Origin of the sequence: Bacillus swezeyi, from assembly GCF_001969815.1 — a bacterium.
GTDB classification, from domain to species: Bacteria; Bacillota; Bacilli; order Bacillales; family Bacillaceae; genus Bacillus; species Bacillus swezeyi.
Genome location: NZ_MRBK01000006.1, coordinates 268,924 through 284,115, shown reverse-complemented (window position 1 = coordinate 284,115; position 15,192 = coordinate 268,924). Strand labels below are relative to the sequence as shown.

General features: G+C 45.1%; 20 protein-coding genes and 1 pseudogene. 9 read left to right on the top strand and 12 right to left on the bottom strand.

Features of this window, described 5'->3' with window-relative positions:
- Positions 1-73 precede the first annotated feature (73 nt).
- Complete coding sequence (gene sufU / locus BTA30_RS07505; RefSeq protein WP_076760632.1) at positions 74-520, bottom strand: Fe-S cluster assembly sulfur transfer protein SufU; 447 nt, start codon at positions 518-520, stop codon at positions 74-76.
- Positions 521-851: 331 nt separating this feature from the next.
- On the opposite strand from sufU, the gene BTA30_RS07500 reads away from it, so the two are divergent.
- Positions 852-1,652 carry an MBL fold metallo-hydrolase gene (locus tag BTA30_RS07500; protein WP_076760631.1) on the top strand — a complete coding sequence of 267 codons (801 nt, stop codon included), beginning with the start codon at positions 852-854 and terminating at the stop codon, positions 1,650-1,652.
- A gap of 45 nt (positions 1,653-1,697) precedes the next feature.
- On the opposite strand, the gene BTA30_RS07495 is transcribed toward BTA30_RS07500, so the two are convergent.
- The 8 genes from BTA30_RS07495 to BTA30_RS07460 form a co-directional block, all read right to left on the bottom strand.
- Positions 1,698-2,315, bottom strand: coding sequence for a hypothetical protein (locus BTA30_RS07495; protein WP_076760630.1), 618 nt, complete (start codon positions 2,313-2,315; stop codon positions 1,698-1,700).
- Between the two features lie 132 nt (positions 2,316-2,447).
- Positions 2,448-3,425, bottom strand: coding sequence for a class 1b ribonucleoside-diphosphate reductase subunit beta (gene nrdF, locus BTA30_RS07490; protein ID WP_076760930.1), 978 nt, complete (start codon positions 3,423-3,425; stop codon positions 2,448-2,450).
- Positions 3,426-3,445: 20 nt separating this feature from the next.
- The gene (nrdE, locus tag BTA30_RS07485) at positions 3,446-5,548 is read right to left on the bottom strand and encodes a class 1b ribonucleoside-diphosphate reductase subunit alpha (RefSeq protein ID WP_076760629.1); all 2,103 of its coding nucleotides are present in this window, start codon (positions 5,546-5,548) and stop codon (positions 3,446-3,448) included.
- Entirely contained in the window at positions 5,505-5,900 is a 396-nt protein-coding gene (nrdI, locus tag BTA30_RS07480) for a class Ib ribonucleoside-diphosphate reductase assembly flavoprotein NrdI (RefSeq protein ID WP_076760929.1), read from the bottom strand. The genes nrdE and nrdI overlap by 44 nt, the downstream gene beginning before the upstream one ends.
- Positions 5,901-6,151: 251 nt before the next feature.
- Positions 6,152-6,364, bottom strand: coding sequence for a hypothetical protein (locus BTA30_RS07475; protein WP_076760628.1), 213 nt, complete (start codon positions 6,362-6,364; stop codon positions 6,152-6,154).
- 309 nt (positions 6,365-6,673) lie between these two features.
- Positions 6,674-6,895, bottom strand: a complete 222-nt coding sequence (gene hfq / locus BTA30_RS07470) for an RNA chaperone Hfq (RefSeq protein ID WP_003182047.1) — start codon at positions 6,893-6,895, stop codon at positions 6,674-6,676.
- A gap of 41 nt (positions 6,896-6,936) precedes the next feature.
- Positions 6,937-7,881, bottom strand: a complete 945-nt coding sequence (miaA, locus tag BTA30_RS07465) for a tRNA (adenosine(37)-N6)-dimethylallyltransferase MiaA (RefSeq protein WP_076760627.1) — start codon at positions 7,879-7,881, stop codon at positions 6,937-6,939.
- A 102-nt stretch (positions 7,882-7,983) separates the two neighbouring features.
- Positions 7,984-8,385, bottom strand: coding sequence for a YmaF family protein (locus BTA30_RS07460; RefSeq protein WP_076760626.1), 402 nt, complete (start codon positions 8,383-8,385; stop codon positions 7,984-7,986).
- 119 nt (positions 8,386-8,504) lie between these two features.
- Here BTA30_RS07460 and ymaG point away from each other — a divergent pair, with 119 nt between their 5' ends.
- The 4 genes from ymaG to erbB all read left to right on the top strand — a co-directional run bounded on the left by ymaG (position 8,505) and on the right by erbB (position 10,077).
- Positions 8,505-8,735, top strand: a complete 231-nt coding sequence (ymaG, locus tag BTA30_RS07455; RefSeq protein WP_076760625.1) for an inner spore coat protein YmaG — start codon at positions 8,505-8,507, stop codon at positions 8,733-8,735.
- A gap of 112 nt (positions 8,736-8,847) precedes the next feature.
- Entirely contained in the window at positions 8,848-9,390 is a 543-nt protein-coding gene (locus BTA30_RS07450) for a TetR/AcrR family transcriptional regulator (RefSeq protein ID WP_076760624.1), read from the top strand.
- Positions 9,387-9,704 (top strand): SMR family multidrug efflux transporter EbrA, encoded by a 318-nt coding sequence (gene erbA, locus BTA30_RS07445; RefSeq protein ID WP_076760623.1) that lies wholly within the window; start codon positions 9,387-9,389, stop codon positions 9,702-9,704. The genes BTA30_RS07450 and erbA overlap by 4 nt, the downstream gene beginning before the upstream one ends.
- A gap of 13 nt (positions 9,705-9,717) precedes the next feature.
- Complete coding sequence (gene erbB, locus BTA30_RS07440; RefSeq protein ID WP_076760622.1) at positions 9,718-10,077, top strand: SMR family multidrug efflux transporter EbrB; 360 nt, start codon at positions 9,718-9,720, stop codon at positions 10,075-10,077.
- Between the two features lie 40 nt (positions 10,078-10,117).
- Here the strand turns inward: erbB and BTA30_RS07435 are convergent, their stop codons facing one another.
- Positions 10,118-10,576, bottom strand: coding sequence for an OsmC family protein (locus BTA30_RS07435; RefSeq protein WP_076760621.1), 459 nt, complete (start codon positions 10,574-10,576; stop codon positions 10,118-10,120).
- Positions 10,577-10,740: 164 nt separating this feature from the next.
- Here BTA30_RS07435 and BTA30_RS07430 point away from each other — a divergent pair, with 164 nt between their 5' ends.
- Complete coding sequence (locus BTA30_RS07430; protein ID WP_076760620.1) at positions 10,741-11,055, top strand: hypothetical protein; 315 nt, start codon at positions 10,741-10,743, stop codon at positions 11,053-11,055.
- Positions 11,056-11,122: 67 nt separating this feature from the next.
- On the opposite strand, the pseudogene BTA30_RS07425 reads toward BTA30_RS07430, so the two are convergent.
- Positions 11,123-11,302 (bottom strand): annotated as a pseudogene (locus BTA30_RS07425) (TetR/AcrR family transcriptional regulator); the annotation flags it as partial.
- 182 nt (positions 11,303-11,484) lie between these two features.
- Between BTA30_RS07425 and BTA30_RS07420 the strand changes: the two are divergent.
- The 3 genes from BTA30_RS07420 (at position 11,485) to BTA30_RS07410 (ending at position 13,349) form a co-directional block, all read left to right on the top strand.
- Entirely contained in the window at positions 11,485-12,744 is a 1,260-nt protein-coding gene (locus tag BTA30_RS07420) for a glycosyl hydrolase family 18 protein (protein WP_076760619.1), read from the top strand.
- Between the two features lie 108 nt (positions 12,745-12,852).
- Entirely contained in the window at positions 12,853-13,053 is a 201-nt protein-coding gene (locus tag BTA30_RS07415) for a hypothetical protein (RefSeq protein WP_076760618.1), read from the top strand.
- The gene (locus BTA30_RS07410; RefSeq protein ID WP_076760617.1) at positions 13,050-13,349 is read left to right on the top strand and encodes a spore coat protein; all 300 of its coding nucleotides are present in this window, start codon (positions 13,050-13,052) and stop codon (positions 13,347-13,349) included. The genes BTA30_RS07415 and BTA30_RS07410 overlap by 4 nt, the downstream gene beginning before the upstream one ends.
- A gap of 212 nt (positions 13,350-13,561) precedes the next feature.
- On the opposite strand, the gene BTA30_RS07405 is transcribed toward BTA30_RS07410, so the two are convergent.
- The gene (locus tag BTA30_RS07405) at positions 13,562-15,142 is read right to left on the bottom strand and encodes an APC family permease (protein WP_076760616.1); all 1,581 of its coding nucleotides are present in this window, start codon (positions 15,140-15,142) and stop codon (positions 13,562-13,564) included.
- Between the last annotated feature and the right edge of the window lie 50 nt (positions 15,143-15,192).

Sequence of the window (15,192 nt, the reverse complement as noted above, 5' to 3'; positions counted from 1 at the left end):
CTCATACACATATCGTTCTGTCCAACGATCACATTCTCCTCCTTCTGGACCCGAAAAAATACAGAACCCCGTTCTAGTCTTTCGTTCCATTACTTGTCCTTTCTCTTATTCGATCGAAAGCCTGCCACGGCATGAGAGCGCAGTTATGTCGCGCCCTGAGCGGATGAACTCCGATAAGGGAAATCGCATCTCCTAAAAGGTCCTCCTCCGGTTCTTCCCCTTTTCTGATCATGTCTTCCATCGCTTTGCGCATGTCATCGGCCTCTTTTATGGTTTTACCTTTTAACAGTTCAGTCATGATCGATGAAGAAGCCATGCTGATGCTGCAGCCTTCTCCGATGAAAGCTGCATCCTTTATCTTCCCGTCCCTTATATCAATAAACAACGTGATCACATCACCGCATGTCGGATTTTTATAATGAACAGACGAAGCTGCAGTTTGATCGATTTGTCGAAAATTCCGCCTGTATTTTGAATGGTCCATGATCACGGATCGATATAGATCCTTCAGCATGAGCATGATTGATACTCCTTTCCTCCCGCTCTAGCTTTTGATTGAAAAGAAAAGCGGATTTGTTTATAATTCCGTTATAAATCGTAATTATTACGATTTAATAATAACCGATTGAGGAGCTTGGTGCAAATCATGAAGTCATCCATTTGATGAATCCGGTCTGCGTTCAGGAAGAAATAAATGCACGGCGCTTATCTGTTTTCGCCAGACCCGTCCAAAACGGGAATAAACGAACTTAGCTTAAAAGCGGCATTCCAGATTGGAAGCAGCACCGGACTATTTATCAAAGGGGATTGTTCAGCACGTCAGCAAAGCATATAACAAGGAGGAATAGCGGGTGAAGCAGCCATGCCATATTCAGCTTGATTCTTTTCATATCACGGTTTTATCTGATGGAGTATTCCCGGTTGAAAAGTCTTTTTTTCTGGCGGGGGCAAGCCCCCGGGAAAAAGAGCGCTACCCTGAACAGTTTGAAGCAGCTCTGAACTTCGTCTGCTTGGAGACAGACGGCAAACGAATTTTAATTGACGCGGGATTTGGAGAAACAGGCGGACAAGAATCAGGCCATTTGATTCAACACCTAAAGCAAGCGGGAATCCGGCCTGAATTGATAGACTATGTCATTGTGTCGCACAGCCATTTAGACCATATGGGAGGCCTCATGAAAAACGGAAAACCCGCTTTCCCAAACGCGGTTCACCTCATGAGCGAAAAAGAGTGGGAGTACGCAAAACAAACCCCGAATTCCAAACAATTGCAAATTTTGTCCGCCATTCAGCCGCTTTTCAAGCTTCTTACAGAGGACACTGAACTATTGTCAGGGCTGAGACTCATCCATACACCCGGTCACACACCGGGCCATCTGACGGTTGAAATGCAGACAAAAGACGGCGTCTGTCTGATCGTCAATGATGTATTTCATATCCCAGAAAGCATTTCCAATCCGGAGGTGCGGGTGTCGCTGGAGAACGATCCCGCGCATGGAGAAAAAACGAGGAAACAGCTGACTCAGCGGGCTTATGAAGAAGGTGTTCTTCTTCATGCCTGTCATTTTCCCTATCCCGGCTTCGGCATCATTGAAAAGCCGAATTCGGATTTTCAATGGCGGCCGGTACAATATGAAAAGAAAACTCGCTGAATCAGCGAGTTTTCTTTGTCTGCCGGGGTTATCCCCCATTTTCAATTAAACTACAATATCAACGACAAACTGTGACCATGATTCAAGTCTGTCATAGACGTTTTTCTCTTTAAGGTCAGACGCTTTCATCCAGCGGCCGGCAATTTGATCCTTTTCTTTCACTTCAACATGTGCGCCCGGCTTCAGTTCAAGTGCGGAGAGAATGCCGATATGTACTTTGCCGACGTTGTTTTCATCATCGTTAATCAGCCCGAGCGTCACCATTTTTTCTTTATCCGATTCCTCGATCAAAAGTTCTTCATCAAGCTCCCGATCTGTATTCAATTTCAGCATATCGGAAAAGCCAAGGCCTTCCGCAAAGTTCATATGTCCGCCGAAGCCGAGTGAAAGCTTGTTGTGAAGCCGCGCTTCCCCGCCGCCTGCAAGCCGTTCATAAACGAATATTTCATCATCTCTTTTAATGACAACATAAGGGATCGGCTGTTTAAAAGAAGGGTTCTCTTCAGCGTCGCCTCTTCTCATTTCGCTGAAATGGCGCTCAATATGTGTCATGATCTTCTGAATCGATTCTTGGTCGCTATTGACGCCTTGAAAGGTCAGCGTTTCATTTGCAAATACGTCTTCCCGCGGCGCCACGAGAATCATTTCATCCATTTTTCCCATCGTTTCGTTTCCTCCTCAAGATAAAAGAGCAGATCTGTTCTGCTCTCATTTTGCCGTGCCTATTTTTCTATCCTTTTGTTTCCGCCGAAAGGCCGGCGGCTTGGGGCGCGCTTAGGATGCCCCGACACCGCCTTACTTTTCGTCAAAATAAAAATCGTCGTCTTTTAACGGTTCAACGGTTGCTTTTTTATAGCCGTTTCCTTTCATGGAGAAGAAGTCGTGCGATTTCGTTTTCGTATTTAACCCGTTCAATACGATCGGGTTGATCTCTTCTTCTTCGAAATATGCTTCAAAGCCAAGATTCATCAGCGCTTTGTTTGCATTGTAGCGGATGAACTTTTTCACATCGTGTGAAAGGCCGACTTGATCATACAAATCTTCTGTGTACTCAAGCTCGTTTTCATAAAGCTCTTTCAATAGATCAATTGCAAACGAATAGAGCTCCTCTTTCATCTCCGGTGTCTGCTGGTTGTATATTTCCTGAGCGAGCAGACCGACATAGACACCGTGGATCGCTTCATCCCGCAGGATCAGGTTGATGATTTCACCGCTCTGCATGAGCTTTCCCTGTCCGTAAAAATAAAGCGGATAGTAAAAACCGCTGTAAAACAGAAAGCTTTCCAAGTAAACGGACGCGACCATCGCTTTAAACAGCGATATTTTGTCGCCCTGGCGGATTTTTTCATAGAGCCCAACGATGATTCGAGCTTTCTTTTGCAAGTATTTATTTTGTTTGACCCATTCAAAGACCTCATTGATCGTCTCTGTCGGGGCCAGCGTCATGAAAATGTTTGAATAGGATTTGGCGTGAACCGCATTTTCCATCATCGCCATGAAGTTCAGCACCGCTTTGCGCTGATGGCCTTCAATATGCTCTGCAACGAGCGGCATTCCGGTGTTGCCCTGTTCTGTATCAAGAAGGGTCAGCCCTGCGAGCACTTTCATGTATGTGTCCTGTTCATTTTTGCCCAAGTACTTCCATGTGAGGAGATCGCCGTTCAAGGCGATTTCCTCCGGAAGCCAAAACTGCTTTACATTTTGATTGTAAAACATCTGGGTAAAATCATCTTCATGCTTTGACCAGTTTGCTGCATCATATATTTTCGTCACTTTCGCATACTCTCCTTTAATCAAACGACACAAGAAAGGCAGCCTTCTTGCCCTGTATCCTTCGTTCTTGCATAGTAAAGTGTTTTAATCCCTTTATGGTGGGCATAAAGATCGATCCGGTTCAGATCGCGTGTCGTCATTGTATCTTTCAGGAACAATGTAAAGCTTATGCCTTGGTCAACATGCTGCTGGATCGTTGCGATCATATCGACGACTCTAAACATGTCCATATCATACGCTTCTTTGTAGAAGAACCAGTTGCTTGGCGCCAGACCAGGCATTGGATAGTATGTTTTCGAATTGCCGTATGTTCTTTCTTCAATCCGCTCCATAATCGGCATCACCGATGCGGTGCTTGACTGCACATATGAAATAGATCCTGTCGGTGCGATGCACAGTCTGTAGCTGTGGTACAGCCCGTGCTCTGCGACAAACTCTTTCAATCGCTGCCAGTCTTCTGTTGTCGGGATGTGCATGCCTTCAAAAAGCGCTGCAACCTTTTCGGATTGAGGCGAAAAATCTTTTGTAACATACTTTTCAAAGTATTCTCCCGTCGCATAAGCTGAACCTTCATACTGATGGAACGTCTCCCCTTTTTGTTTGGCGATCTCTGCCGACCGTTCAATGGAGTAGAAGTTCATCATCATAAAGAAAGTGTTCGCGAAGTCTCTTGCTTCTTCGCTTTCATAAGCGATATTGTTTTGCGCCAAATATCCGTGAAGGTTCATCGCTCCGAGACCGATTGACTTCATCGCTTTGTTTGCCTTTCTGACAGCCGGCGCGTTCGTGATGTTTGTTGTTTCCGATACGTGCGTCAGCGAGTCTGTCGCAAGCTTCACCGTCTGCTCCAGCGATTTGTTTTTCATCACATTCAGGATATTCAAAGAACCCAGGTTGCAGGAGATATCCAGCCCGATTTCATCTTCCTCGCCGTAGTCGGTATACGATGATGCTTGGGAAGCCTGAAGAACTTCCGAACAAAGGTTTGAAAATTTGACCTTTGAAACATGATTAAGCGCATGGGCTTTATTGACGTTGTCCTGGAACATGATGTACGGGTACCCGGATTCAGATCTTAATACCGCAAGCTTTTCAAGCATTTTCCGCGGGCTTACTTTTTCTTTCTTGACCCTTGGGTCTTCCACCAGACGGTCGTACATCTCGTTCATGTCCATTTCATCCAAATGCTCGCCGTACGCTTTATAAACGGTGTGAGGATAGAATACATAAGCCGCTTTATCCTCTCTCGCAAGCTCGATGAATTTGTCGGGAATCACAACCCCGATGGACAAGGTTTTCACCCTGACATCCTCATCAGCAGATATTTTCTTTGTATCAAGAAAATCATTGATATCGCGGTGAAAAATGTTTAAATAGGCTGCTCCGGAGCCTTGTCTCTGCCCCATCTGATCAGCATAGCGGAACGCGTTGTCTAGAAGTTTCATCACGCCGACGACGCCTTTTGTGGCATTTTCGACGTCTTTGATCGCTTCGCCCTTCGCACGAAGTTTTGACAGGTTCAGCGACACGCCGCCGCCCAGCTTTGAAAGCTGCATCGAAATGTCAACCGCTCTGGAGATATCGTTTAAGGAATCATTGACTTCCAGCAGGAAGCAGCTGACCAGTTCGCCCCGGCGCTTGCGTCCGGCATTTAAGAAAGTTGGCGTGCTCGGCTGATATTCCTGGTTGATCATCATTCTGACAAATTCCTTCGCCTTCTCCTTATCTCCGTTTGCAAAAAATAAAGCAACGATAGAGATCCGGTCTTCATAGCGCTCAAGAATTTTTTTCTTGTCGTTTGTTTTGAGCGCGTAGTCATTGTAAAACTTAAAAGCGCTCATAAAAGACGGGAATCTGAATTTTTTTGCATAAGCCTCTTTGAAGACTTCCTTGATTTCTGCAAAGGTGTAAAGGCTTAAAAACTCTTCTTCATAGTAGTCATTCTTTATTAAGTAATCGATTTTTTCTTTCAGATCATGGAAAAAAACCGTATTTTGGTTGATATAGTCTACAAAATAACTATGTACAGCTTCTTTATCTTTATCAAACTGGAATTTCCCGTCTTTTTGAATCATGATCTCATTGTTTAACTGGATCCATTTTGGCACCTGATTTTGTGACAACTCTTTCTACCTCCTGAGTAAACAGTTCAACATCTTTGGCCGTCCCGCTGAGCTCGAATTTGCGGAGAATCGGAACTTGATACTGTTTCGATATTTTTTCTGCGCTCTTCGCATAATTATCTCCCCAAACCTTGTTTCCGCTTGCCGCCACTCCTATTAAAAGGTGGGCGTTTTTCTCAAGAAACATCTCAGTTGTTTTCGGAACTTCCCCAAAACCTGTCGTGTACGTGATTAAAACAAACGGTTCGTCTAGATATTCCTCTGTGCTGACCTTCCGTTTATTTCGAAAAGGCGTTTTCTCCACAAAGCGCTGAACGTTTCCCGTTTTTGAATCAAATACGATCTGAATCATCATTATCACGACCTATTAAAATTGTTCCCGAGTCTCTCAACTCGATCCTTTCACAATATATAGTATACCATCATTCGAAAAAACACAATATATTGATACGCAAGTTGAGAAAGTTCACAATTTGTTTCAGTTAGGGGGCCTAAATGCCAAAGAAATATGAGTAGAATGAGAGCCGTTCGCTCACCCTACTCATTAAACCGAAATCTATCATAACATGAAAAAAATTGTGTTAGTAGACTAGACTTTTTCGCTTATTTTTTGTAAGTGTCGCAACACTTGTTCTCACATACTTCTTTAATATCGGCTTCAATGCCGAGTTCCTTAAGGACGGATTGAACGGCGGTCAGGATTGACGCTTCTCTGACAAGTTCTTTTCCGTTAACGAGAATACTTGTGCCGTATTCAAAGCACGACTCATCTTCACAGGTTTCTTCCCAGTGGTTAATGACAATTTTAGGTTTCATCGCTCACTCATTCCTTTGCATTTTAAAACTGATTTGAAGTAAACACTACTTAGTTTAGCGGTTAGTTGCCGCTTTGTAAATTTGAAAGCATCGGGATTTCACAGGACGTGATGACGGCGGCGTTCAGACAGGACGTCTGAGCAGTTAGCCGCCGTTATTAACACCGACTCGGCAGGCTCGACAACGACTGCAACGCTTTTAAGAGAACCTTGAAAATACCAAAAATACCAAAACTTTAAACCGTTTTAGGATTTTGACAGGCAATCTGAAAAAGACCATGCAAAGCATGGTCTTTTCGTCCGTGAATCGCTATTCGAGTTCGAGCTGAACGTTTTTTTGCGGGGCGAATGTCGAAATGGCATGTTTGTATATAAGCTGCTGCTTTCCTTCCGATTCAATCAATACTGTGAAGTTGTCAAATCCTTTTACTTGACCGCGCAGCTGAAATCCATTAAGTAAAAAGACCGTGACAAATGTATTTTCTTTACGAATCTGATTCAAAAACTGATCTTGAATATTTATCGATTTCATAATTCTGGTCCTCCTTGTTTCTCTATATCATATTGTTTCGATTAAAGTTCGAGCTTTCCTGCTATACAACTGAAAATTTCCTGTTTTTTCTGCTCGATTTTGACAGGGGGCGTCATATCAAACCAGGCGACATCCATTTTATTCCTGAACCATGTCAGCTGCCGTTTGGCGTAGCGCCTTGAGTTTCGCTTGAGCGTCTCGACTGCCTCTGGCAGCGATGCATTGCCTTCAAGATACGCATAAAGCTCTTTATATCCGATCGCCTGAACAGACTGGCAGTTTCTTACTTTTTCATCATAGAGCTGTTTCACTTCTTCCAAAAGCCCCTCATCCATCATGTGGTCCACACGCTTGTTAATTCTGTCATACAGCACATCGCGATCCATCGTCAAACCGACAAGGGCCGTGTTGTACAAAAGTTCTTTTTGCTGTATTTCCATATGATCAGACATGGTTTTTCCGGTCGTATGTAAAATTTCGAGCGCCCTGATGACTCTGCGCATATTGTTTGGGTGGATGGATTTTGCCGCTTCGGGATCGCGTTCTTTCAGAAGGCCATGGATATAATCAGAGCCCTTCTTCAAAGACAGCGCCTCCATCTCCGTCCGAAATCCGGGGTCGCCCGCTTCCTCTGTAAAGGAGTAGTCATAAAGGACGGACTGGATATAAAGTCCGGTTCCTCCGACGATCATCGGAAGCTTTCCGCGGCTTTCAATTTCGGCCATTTTCCCTCTTACAATCTCCTGATATTCAGCGACAGAGAAAGACTCCGTCGGCTCTTTTATATCAAGAAGATGATGCGGTATTCCATTCATTTCCTCGTCTTTGATTTTGGCTGTGCCGATATCCATTCTTTTATAGATCTGCATCGAATCGCCGCTGATAATTTCAGCGTTCAAACTCGCGGCCAGCATAATGCTTAATTGTGTTTTTCCGACAGCGGTCGGTCCGATCAAGACGATGACCGGCGGCTTCTTTTTATTCACTGATGATCACTCTCTTTAAACAAGCTCCTCCCATTATACCATTTTCACGATCAAAAACATCCATTTCATTTTACCCATTTTTATAGAATGGTAAACATTCCCTCACCAGCCGAGCGGCTCATTTCCGACGATCTCTCTTGTGATTCCTTTATATGAATGTCTGTGCCTTTCCTTGAAGCCGTCGCTTACATAAACGACCCCTCCGTATCTGATCGGGGGGGCGGCTGAGTACGCCAAATAAGTGGCGCCTTCGATCTCATGGTAGTGAGCCCCGTCAGCCCGCGGAATCGCGGGGCCGGTAATCCCGTAGTATCTGTGGTAATGGCCGTTATCAAATGAAGTGATTCCGGAATAAAAATGAACGTGCTGATCTGTATTGCTCCCATTCGCGGGCTGTGAAAATCCTTCAATCAAATGGTAATGGCCATTGGCTGTGGTTGTTCTCGCCCTGTACGCATGCGCATGAGCGGGCGCTTTTGCCCAATCCGACTGATACAGCGGCATGTCTGCTCCCTCCTTTCAAGGGCGGCTTTTAAAAGCTGGCCGTCTGCCCAAGCAAAAACAGCTGGGCAGAATACATTGGTGTTAGTCAGGTTTCATTTTATTAATGGAGGGGTTTTTTTATGAATCATTTCAGCCACAATCATATATATGGCGGGGAAGATCAGCGAATCATCGGCAGACCTTTCTTCGGGGGGCCTTTTGGCAGACCTTTCTTTGGCGGACCTTTCGGACGCCCGTTTTTCGGACCAGGCCCGTTTTTTGGAGGATTTCTCGGCGGCCTTACAGCGGGAGCGCTGCTCAGTCCGGCGGCATACCCTTATCCGCCGTATCCTTACTATCCGTACTACTAACAAATAAAGGCTCTTCAAGGGGCCTTTTTACATAAATTTTTTCTTGACTCAGAACTTTAGGATCACTTATGATGGACTTTACCAATCGGTTAGTAAAGCGGGGGTTTTTTTTATGTCTAAAAAAGATGAAATCTTTGAAGCGGCCTCTAAAACGATTACGGAAAAAGGTCTTAAACACCTGACTCTAAATTCGGTCGCAAAAGAAGCGAACATGACGAAAGCCGGTCTTCTTTATCATTTTTCAAGCAAAGAAGAACTGATCAGGGAAATGAATCAAAATGCCATTTCCAGCTTCCGTTCTCTCCTTCAGCAATACCAGGCGAAACTGGGGCCATGCCGGGGAGCATACGTAAAATCGTTTATGTTGGCTACGCTTGACGATTTCAGAATGAAAAATACGATTCAGCTATGTACAAGCGTCCTTGCTACGGCAGCTTATGATGAAGGGCTTCTTAAACCATGGCGCGAATTTTATGCAGAGTTCAAAAAAAGAGCTCTAAAAGAGCTGTCCAATCCGGCCTTGGCTCATCTGATCAGGCTGGCATGCGACGGCATCTGGTTTTCAGAAATGTTTCAATTGGAACCGCTGGATCATGAAGAGAAAGCTCTCCTTTTGAATCATGTCATGAAATTGATAGAGGAGGATTTTATATGATGGCAGGCTACATTTTTCTTCTTATTGCCATCCTGTCAGAAGCGGCAGCGGCAGCCATGCTGAAAGCGTCTGACGGATTTGCACGCTGGCAGCCGGGAATTCTCGTTGTGATGGGCTACGGCCTCGCCTTTTACATGATGTCTTTGACATTGAAATTCATTCCGCTCAGCCTCTCATATGCGACATGGAGCGGAGCGGGCACTGTATTAACGGCCATCATCGGCGTCATGTGGTTTAAAGAAAAACTGAGCCGACGGGCGATCGCCGGCATCATCTGTCTTGTTTCAGGTGTTGTCCTGATCAATCTGACATAAGGAGGAGATTCCCATGAAAGGCATTATATTTTTGGCGGCAGCCATTCTTTCAGAAGTATTCGGAAGTACGATGCTGAAGCTTTCAGAAGGTTTCAGCGCCCCTGGCCCCGCAGCTGGAGTCGTGGCAGGCTTTGCGGCGTCTTTTACGTTCCTGAGCTTTTCTTTAAAAACGATGTCCTTGTCTTCAGCCTATGCGACATGGGCCGGAACAGGGACTGCCTTGACGGCGGCTATCGGATATTTTATGTTCAATGAACCATTCAGCATGAAAACGTTGTTTGGACTTATCCTGATCATAGGCGGCGTCTTTTTGCTCAATTCAAAGCATGCTGACTCGGCGGATACCGAGCCTAGCCTCAGCATCGAAATGTAAGGCCGATCAAACGGTCACGGGAATGACCGTTTGAGGATGGTTAACGCATCGTCTTTCCAGTGATAATCTCAGGCTTAAGTTCAATGGCCACATTTCCTTGAACAGCCCTTGAGATCATACATGATGACTCCGCTTTTTCAGCCAGTTTTTCAGCAAGTTGAACCTCTTTTTCGGAAGCGTCTTTTTGCAGGCGGATCAGGGGTCTGTGAATGATTTTTTCATATGTAAATACGCCCCCTGTCACATCGACAACAGCTTCAGATTCCATCGTCAGCTCTTCTTTTTCAAGCCCGCTTCTTTCCATCATGGCAGCAAGTGTGATGATATAGCATGTCGCAGCCGCGCCAAGCAGCATCTCATCCGGATTTGTTCCTGCCCCCGGGCCGTCCATTTCCTTCGGTATGGATATGTTGGTTTTTAAATTTCCGCTCTCAATCCTTCCGACTCCGTTTCTGTTTCCAGGCCAGTCTGCCTGTAAATAAAAATGATGTTTGGCCATCTTAAACACACTCCTTCTTTGATTTCTCTTTTAGTCTACTGATGCTGCGCCTTCATGTCCTTTTATTTGCTTGGTGAATATCCTAAATCGTGACACCCGTCTAACACGCAGGACATTAGCGGAGCATACGATACAACGAATCCTAGCGAGAAAGGACGAAAGTGATGGAAAACAAAGAAAATATGCATATGATGGGGCCCGCGCCCCAGCCTCAACCGAACGTACAATTTCCGCAATATCCGCAGTCCGAAGCTTTAGCACATCACATCAAATGTCCATTATTTCCTCACCTTAAACCGGTCACACTATGCACAGTCGCACCCTTTGTTCATTATGGGCTAAATGAAGCGCAAGCGACTTCCTACCACCATGCAATGGAAGAAGTGGCAGCGATGGCATATTTAATGGGGATGGGAATGGATCCTCACACGGCTTACTGTACAGTTGAATCTTGGGAGATCAATGAAAAGTTTTATTGAAAAATTCGAGACTGAACGGTCAAAAAAGGAGAAACGACCGTTCAGTCCAAGCATGAAAACCGCAACCTTTAAGGGCCACTAAAAATAAGTCCCGCTTTGTACCAAACGTATTATACAGGCTCTGATGTGCTATGCCCAAATGACTGAGTAAACCCTGAAGCGACGCTCCTTCATAGCCATACTGTCCAAATACCTCCATCTCCTTGCGCAGGGCAAGGGCGGCATCAAATTCTTTGCTCCTTCCCAATTCGCACATCACTTCCATTAAGATGAAGAAGACAAAACAGTCAAGAAAAATTCCCCGTTTCTCTCAAGGGACCGGCCGACGCCCCTACTTCAGAAAAATCAGAGCATGATCTTTCCGCGCCAGACATAGACATAGCGTAAGATCCCACGGTCAAAATCAGAGGAATAAAGGAAGTGTGACAGTTGTTTATTTATACGGTTCAGCCTGGAGATTCATTGTTTGTCATCGGTGCCAAGTTTGGGATTTCGATTGATCAGATCCGAATGGCGAATGGGTTGGTCGAAACGAATATTGTCCCCGGACAGGCTCTTCTCATTCCGCTGTATACATACACCGTTCAACCTGGAGACAGTTTTTATTCCATTGCCCGTCAGGCATTTGTATCCGCAGAAAGCCTGCAAAGGGCAAACCCGGCCATAACACCTGGCAATATGAGACCCGGTATGAAAATGACCATTCCTGAACTGCCGACAAAACCGATTACTGCTTTAGGTTATTACACATTGAGAAATCCTCAGTTGGATCAGGAACTGATCAATGATTTTGCTCCCTATGCCACCTATTTGGCATTTTTTGAATATCATTTTTCAAGCGATGGATCGTTAAGCGAGCTCAATGATCTGACGGCAGTACAAACGGCATGGCGGCGCCGGGTCCCGCCTCTCATGACTGTCACCAATTTAACAGAAACAGGCTTTAGCCCCTCTCTGGCGCACCAAGTGTTAAATCAGCCTGACGCCAGAAAAAATCTGATAGAAAATATTTTCCTCACGATTTCAAGAAAAGGGTACGCAGGTGTCAATATTGATTTCGAACAAATTATGGAAGAAGACAGAGATTTATTTTCGGGTTTTCTGCGGCAGCTGAAAGAGCGCCTTCAGCCGTCCGGTTATGTATTAACGGTTGCCGTCCCGCCAAAAACAAACGAAAATATCGCCTGGCTAAAAGGTTATGATTACGGCGGAATCGGTTCGGCCAGTGATCTGATGTTTATCATGACCTATGATTGGCACCACGGGACAAGCGAGCCGGGGCCTGTTGCACCGATCAATGAAGTGCGGCAAACCATTCAATTTGCCCTCGGCCAAGTCCCAAAGCAAAAGATCATTCTTGGTTTCCCGCTTTACGGTTATAACTGGACGCTTCCTTACGAGCCCGGGACCGTCTACCCGGGAATTGCAAACCAGGATGCTGTTCAGCTCGCGATGAAACACCAGGCCCCCATTCAATACGAAAAACAATATGAATCCCCATTTTTTAAATATACAGATGAACAAGGCAAAAGGCATATCGTATGGTTTGAAGACGCGCGAAGCATTGGAAAAAAACTGCTGCTTATGCGCGAGTATGACCTTGACGGCGGAGGTGTATGGCAGCTAACCTTGAGTTTTCCCCAAGGAACATGGCTGTTGACCAAATTCTTTCGCGTCAGAAAAGTCTAACCCATTAAAAATGTAATGAATTACAAAATGATAAAACGGATAATCTGAAAAGATATATTGATAATAAATCACGAACAACAAAAAAATGTTTGAAAGGAATGTTTACTTATGAACAATGCGATCCATGAGACACTGGAGCTCCATGAGCTTCTTATGTTTAAAAATCTTTGTCTGACAAAGTCTTCAACGATGACCGGACTGGTGAAGGATCAGGAGCTTCGGGATATATTGGAGCGGGATGCCTCGCAAACGAAACACCAGATTGAGCATTTACAGGGCCTTTTGTCTATGAGGGGTGAAACAATATGAATGAATTGATCCAAAACATGACGGGAATGGGCGCAATGACTGAACAGGTCATCGCCACCGATTTTTTGATTACGGCGAAAACAGGTGTTAAAAACATCGCCACAGCCATCACAGAAACCTCTTCCCCTGAAGTGCGGGAAACACTGAAACAGTATTTAAATGATGCGATTGATACACATGAGCAAATCACGAATTACATGATATCCAAAGGCTACTATCATCCGGACAATTTGGACGAACAGCTTCATTTGGATACACAAGCTGCAGAAACGGCTAAAGATTTGCCTCAAATTTAAAAAAACGCATGAAGGAACCTATTTTACAGCAGATTCTCCAGAGAAAGTGAGGGTACTGACATCTGTCAGAAAAGCCCTCACCTTTTCTATTTCACAAGCTCCGGGTATTGTATTTCTGATTCATTCTATATGAGTGTACTTAAAATGTAAAAACGGCTGCCGAGATTTCCCCGACAGCCTAAAGAACCTGTAAACAGCAGGTTCTTTCTCCATTAAACCGTTTCTTCTTTTTTCTCATCATAATCGATAGCGGCTTTTGGCAAGGCCGTATATTTCGCCCAATAAAATATGCCGATTGAGCCCGCGGCGATCACTATCAGATCAAACGGTGTCCCTAACAGGCCCAACCCGTTTCCGAAAGACCCGAGGTAAGACAAAATCAAAAGCATGATGTAGTAGCCGACGAGCCACCAGCTTGATTTAAGCTGCTGAGCGAACGGAACATCGTCTGTCGGAACAAATTTTTTACAGGCCCAGTAAATCGCAAACATCACCAGCTGTGATCCGAGCAGCCATGACACCGTATTCCAGCCCGACCAGTAGACAATGTATGAGGCAAAAACGAATGAAATCGGCGTAATAACCGCCATTCCTTTAATGCGCAGCGGTTTTTTTAAATGTTTGGCATTGAGATTTAAAGCCGCTGCTGATACAGGAGCAATCGCATACGAAAGTATCAAGGCAACCGAACACACATTGACGAGCGCATCCCAAGACGGAAAAGGAAGCGTCCAGAAAACGGAGAGCGCAAATGACAGCCATAAAGACGGGCGGGGAATGCCAGTCGGCTTATTCACCTTTGTAAATACATGAAACAAAGTGCCGTTCCGCGCCCATGCATAAACCAAACGGGAAGTCGTATTCATGAAGATATTTCCGTTCCCGCCCGGAGACAAAATCGCGTCCAGCACAACCAAAGCTGCAAGCCAGCCCATACCAAGCAAAACGGCGATATCTTTAAACGGCAGAGAAAATTCCCTTCCAATCGCCCGCCAGCCATCCTCAAGCATATTTGTCGGAATCGCCCCGATAAACACGACTTGCAGAATCGTATAAATACAAGCTGAAACGATGATGCAAATCATCAAGGCAATCGGGATGTTCCGCTGCGGATTTTTAACTTCTCCGGCAACCGAAACAATCGGGTGAAGCCCGAGATATGCGAACATCACCCCTCCCGTTGATATGGATGCCTGAACACCGGCAAAGCCAAACGGCGAAAACTCCCCCACTGCAAAATTCGCCGCCTTAAAATGAAACATGAGGACAACGATGATGGTCAACGGAACAACATATTTAAAAATGGAAATAATCAAATTGGATTTGGCAAATGCTTTCACACTCCAATAATTCAGCAAAAAGAACAGACACAATAAAGCAAACTGCAAAAGCCAGCCGATGATCGTCGGTGATTCAGATCCTTCGATCGTCAAACCGGGAAACCAATAGGCCACATATTGCCGGACCGCCGTCACTTCAATTGAAATCAAACTCGTATACGCAACGATCGTAATAAATGAAATTAAGTATCCGACAAGATGGCCATGCGTATAGACCGGATAGCGAATAATCCCTCCCGTACGGGGCAGAGCAGCGCCGAGTTCAGCATAAACGAGTCCGATTAAAAGAATAATCACGCCTCCGATGATCCACGAAAAGCTTCCGGCGGGGCCTGCTTTTGAAGCGACATTGCTGACGGCAAAAAGCCAGGCGGACCCGAATATCGCACCCATCCCGATCAAGATCAGATCCAACAGTGAAATCGTTTTTTTGAAATTCCCCCGTTTTTCCATTGTACTTCCTCCTAGTCACCTGCGTTCTTAAAAATTCACCTATGAATAGA

Excerpts from the sequence above, each read along its gene's own strand:
- sufU (WP_076760632.1), bottom strand. The coding sequence starts at position 520 with ATGCTCATGCTGAAGGATCTATATCGATCCGTGATCATGGACCATTCA.
- BTA30_RS07495 (WP_076760630.1), bottom strand. The coding sequence starts at position 2,315 with ATGGGAAAAATGGATGAAATGATTCTCGTGGCGCCGCGGGAAGACGTA.
- nrdI (WP_076760929.1), bottom strand. The coding sequence starts at position 5,900 with ATGATTCAGATCGTATTTGATTCAAAAACGGGAAACGTTCAGCGCTTT.
- BTA30_RS07475 (WP_076760628.1), bottom strand. The coding sequence starts at position 6,364 with ATGAAACCTAAAATTGTCATTAACCACTGGGAAGAAACCTGTGAAGAT.
- hfq (WP_003182047.1), bottom strand. The coding sequence starts at position 6,895 with ATGAAATCGATAAATATTCAAGATCAGTTTTTGAATCAGATTCGTAAA.
- BTA30_RS07460 (WP_076760626.1), bottom strand. The coding sequence starts at position 8,385 with ATGCCGCTGTATCAGTCGGATTGGGCAAAAGCGCCCGCTCATGCGCAT.
- ymaG (WP_076760625.1), top strand. The coding sequence starts at position 8,505 with ATGAATCATTTCAGCCACAATCATATATATGGCGGGGAAGATCAGCGA.
- BTA30_RS07450 (WP_076760624.1), top strand. The coding sequence starts at position 8,848 with ATGTCTAAAAAAGATGAAATCTTTGAAGCGGCCTCTAAAACGATTACG.
- erbA (WP_076760623.1), top strand. The coding sequence starts at position 9,387 with ATGATGGCAGGCTACATTTTTCTTCTTATTGCCATCCTGTCAGAAGCG.
- erbB (WP_076760622.1), top strand. The coding sequence starts at position 9,718 with ATGAAAGGCATTATATTTTTGGCGGCAGCCATTCTTTCAGAAGTATTC.
- BTA30_RS07435 (WP_076760621.1), bottom strand. The coding sequence starts at position 10,576 with ATGGCCAAACATCATTTTTATTTACAGGCAGACTGGCCTGGAAACAGA.
- BTA30_RS07430 (WP_076760620.1), top strand. The coding sequence starts at position 10,741 with ATGGAAAACAAAGAAAATATGCATATGATGGGGCCCGCGCCCCAGCCT.
- BTA30_RS07415 (WP_076760618.1), top strand. The coding sequence starts at position 12,853 with ATGAACAATGCGATCCATGAGACACTGGAGCTCCATGAGCTTCTTATG.
- BTA30_RS07410 (WP_076760617.1), top strand. The coding sequence starts at position 13,050 with ATGAATGAATTGATCCAAAACATGACGGGAATGGGCGCAATGACTGAA.
- BTA30_RS07405 (WP_076760616.1), bottom strand. The coding sequence starts at position 15,142 with ATGGAAAAACGGGGGAATTTCAAAAAAACGATTTCACTGTTGGATCTG.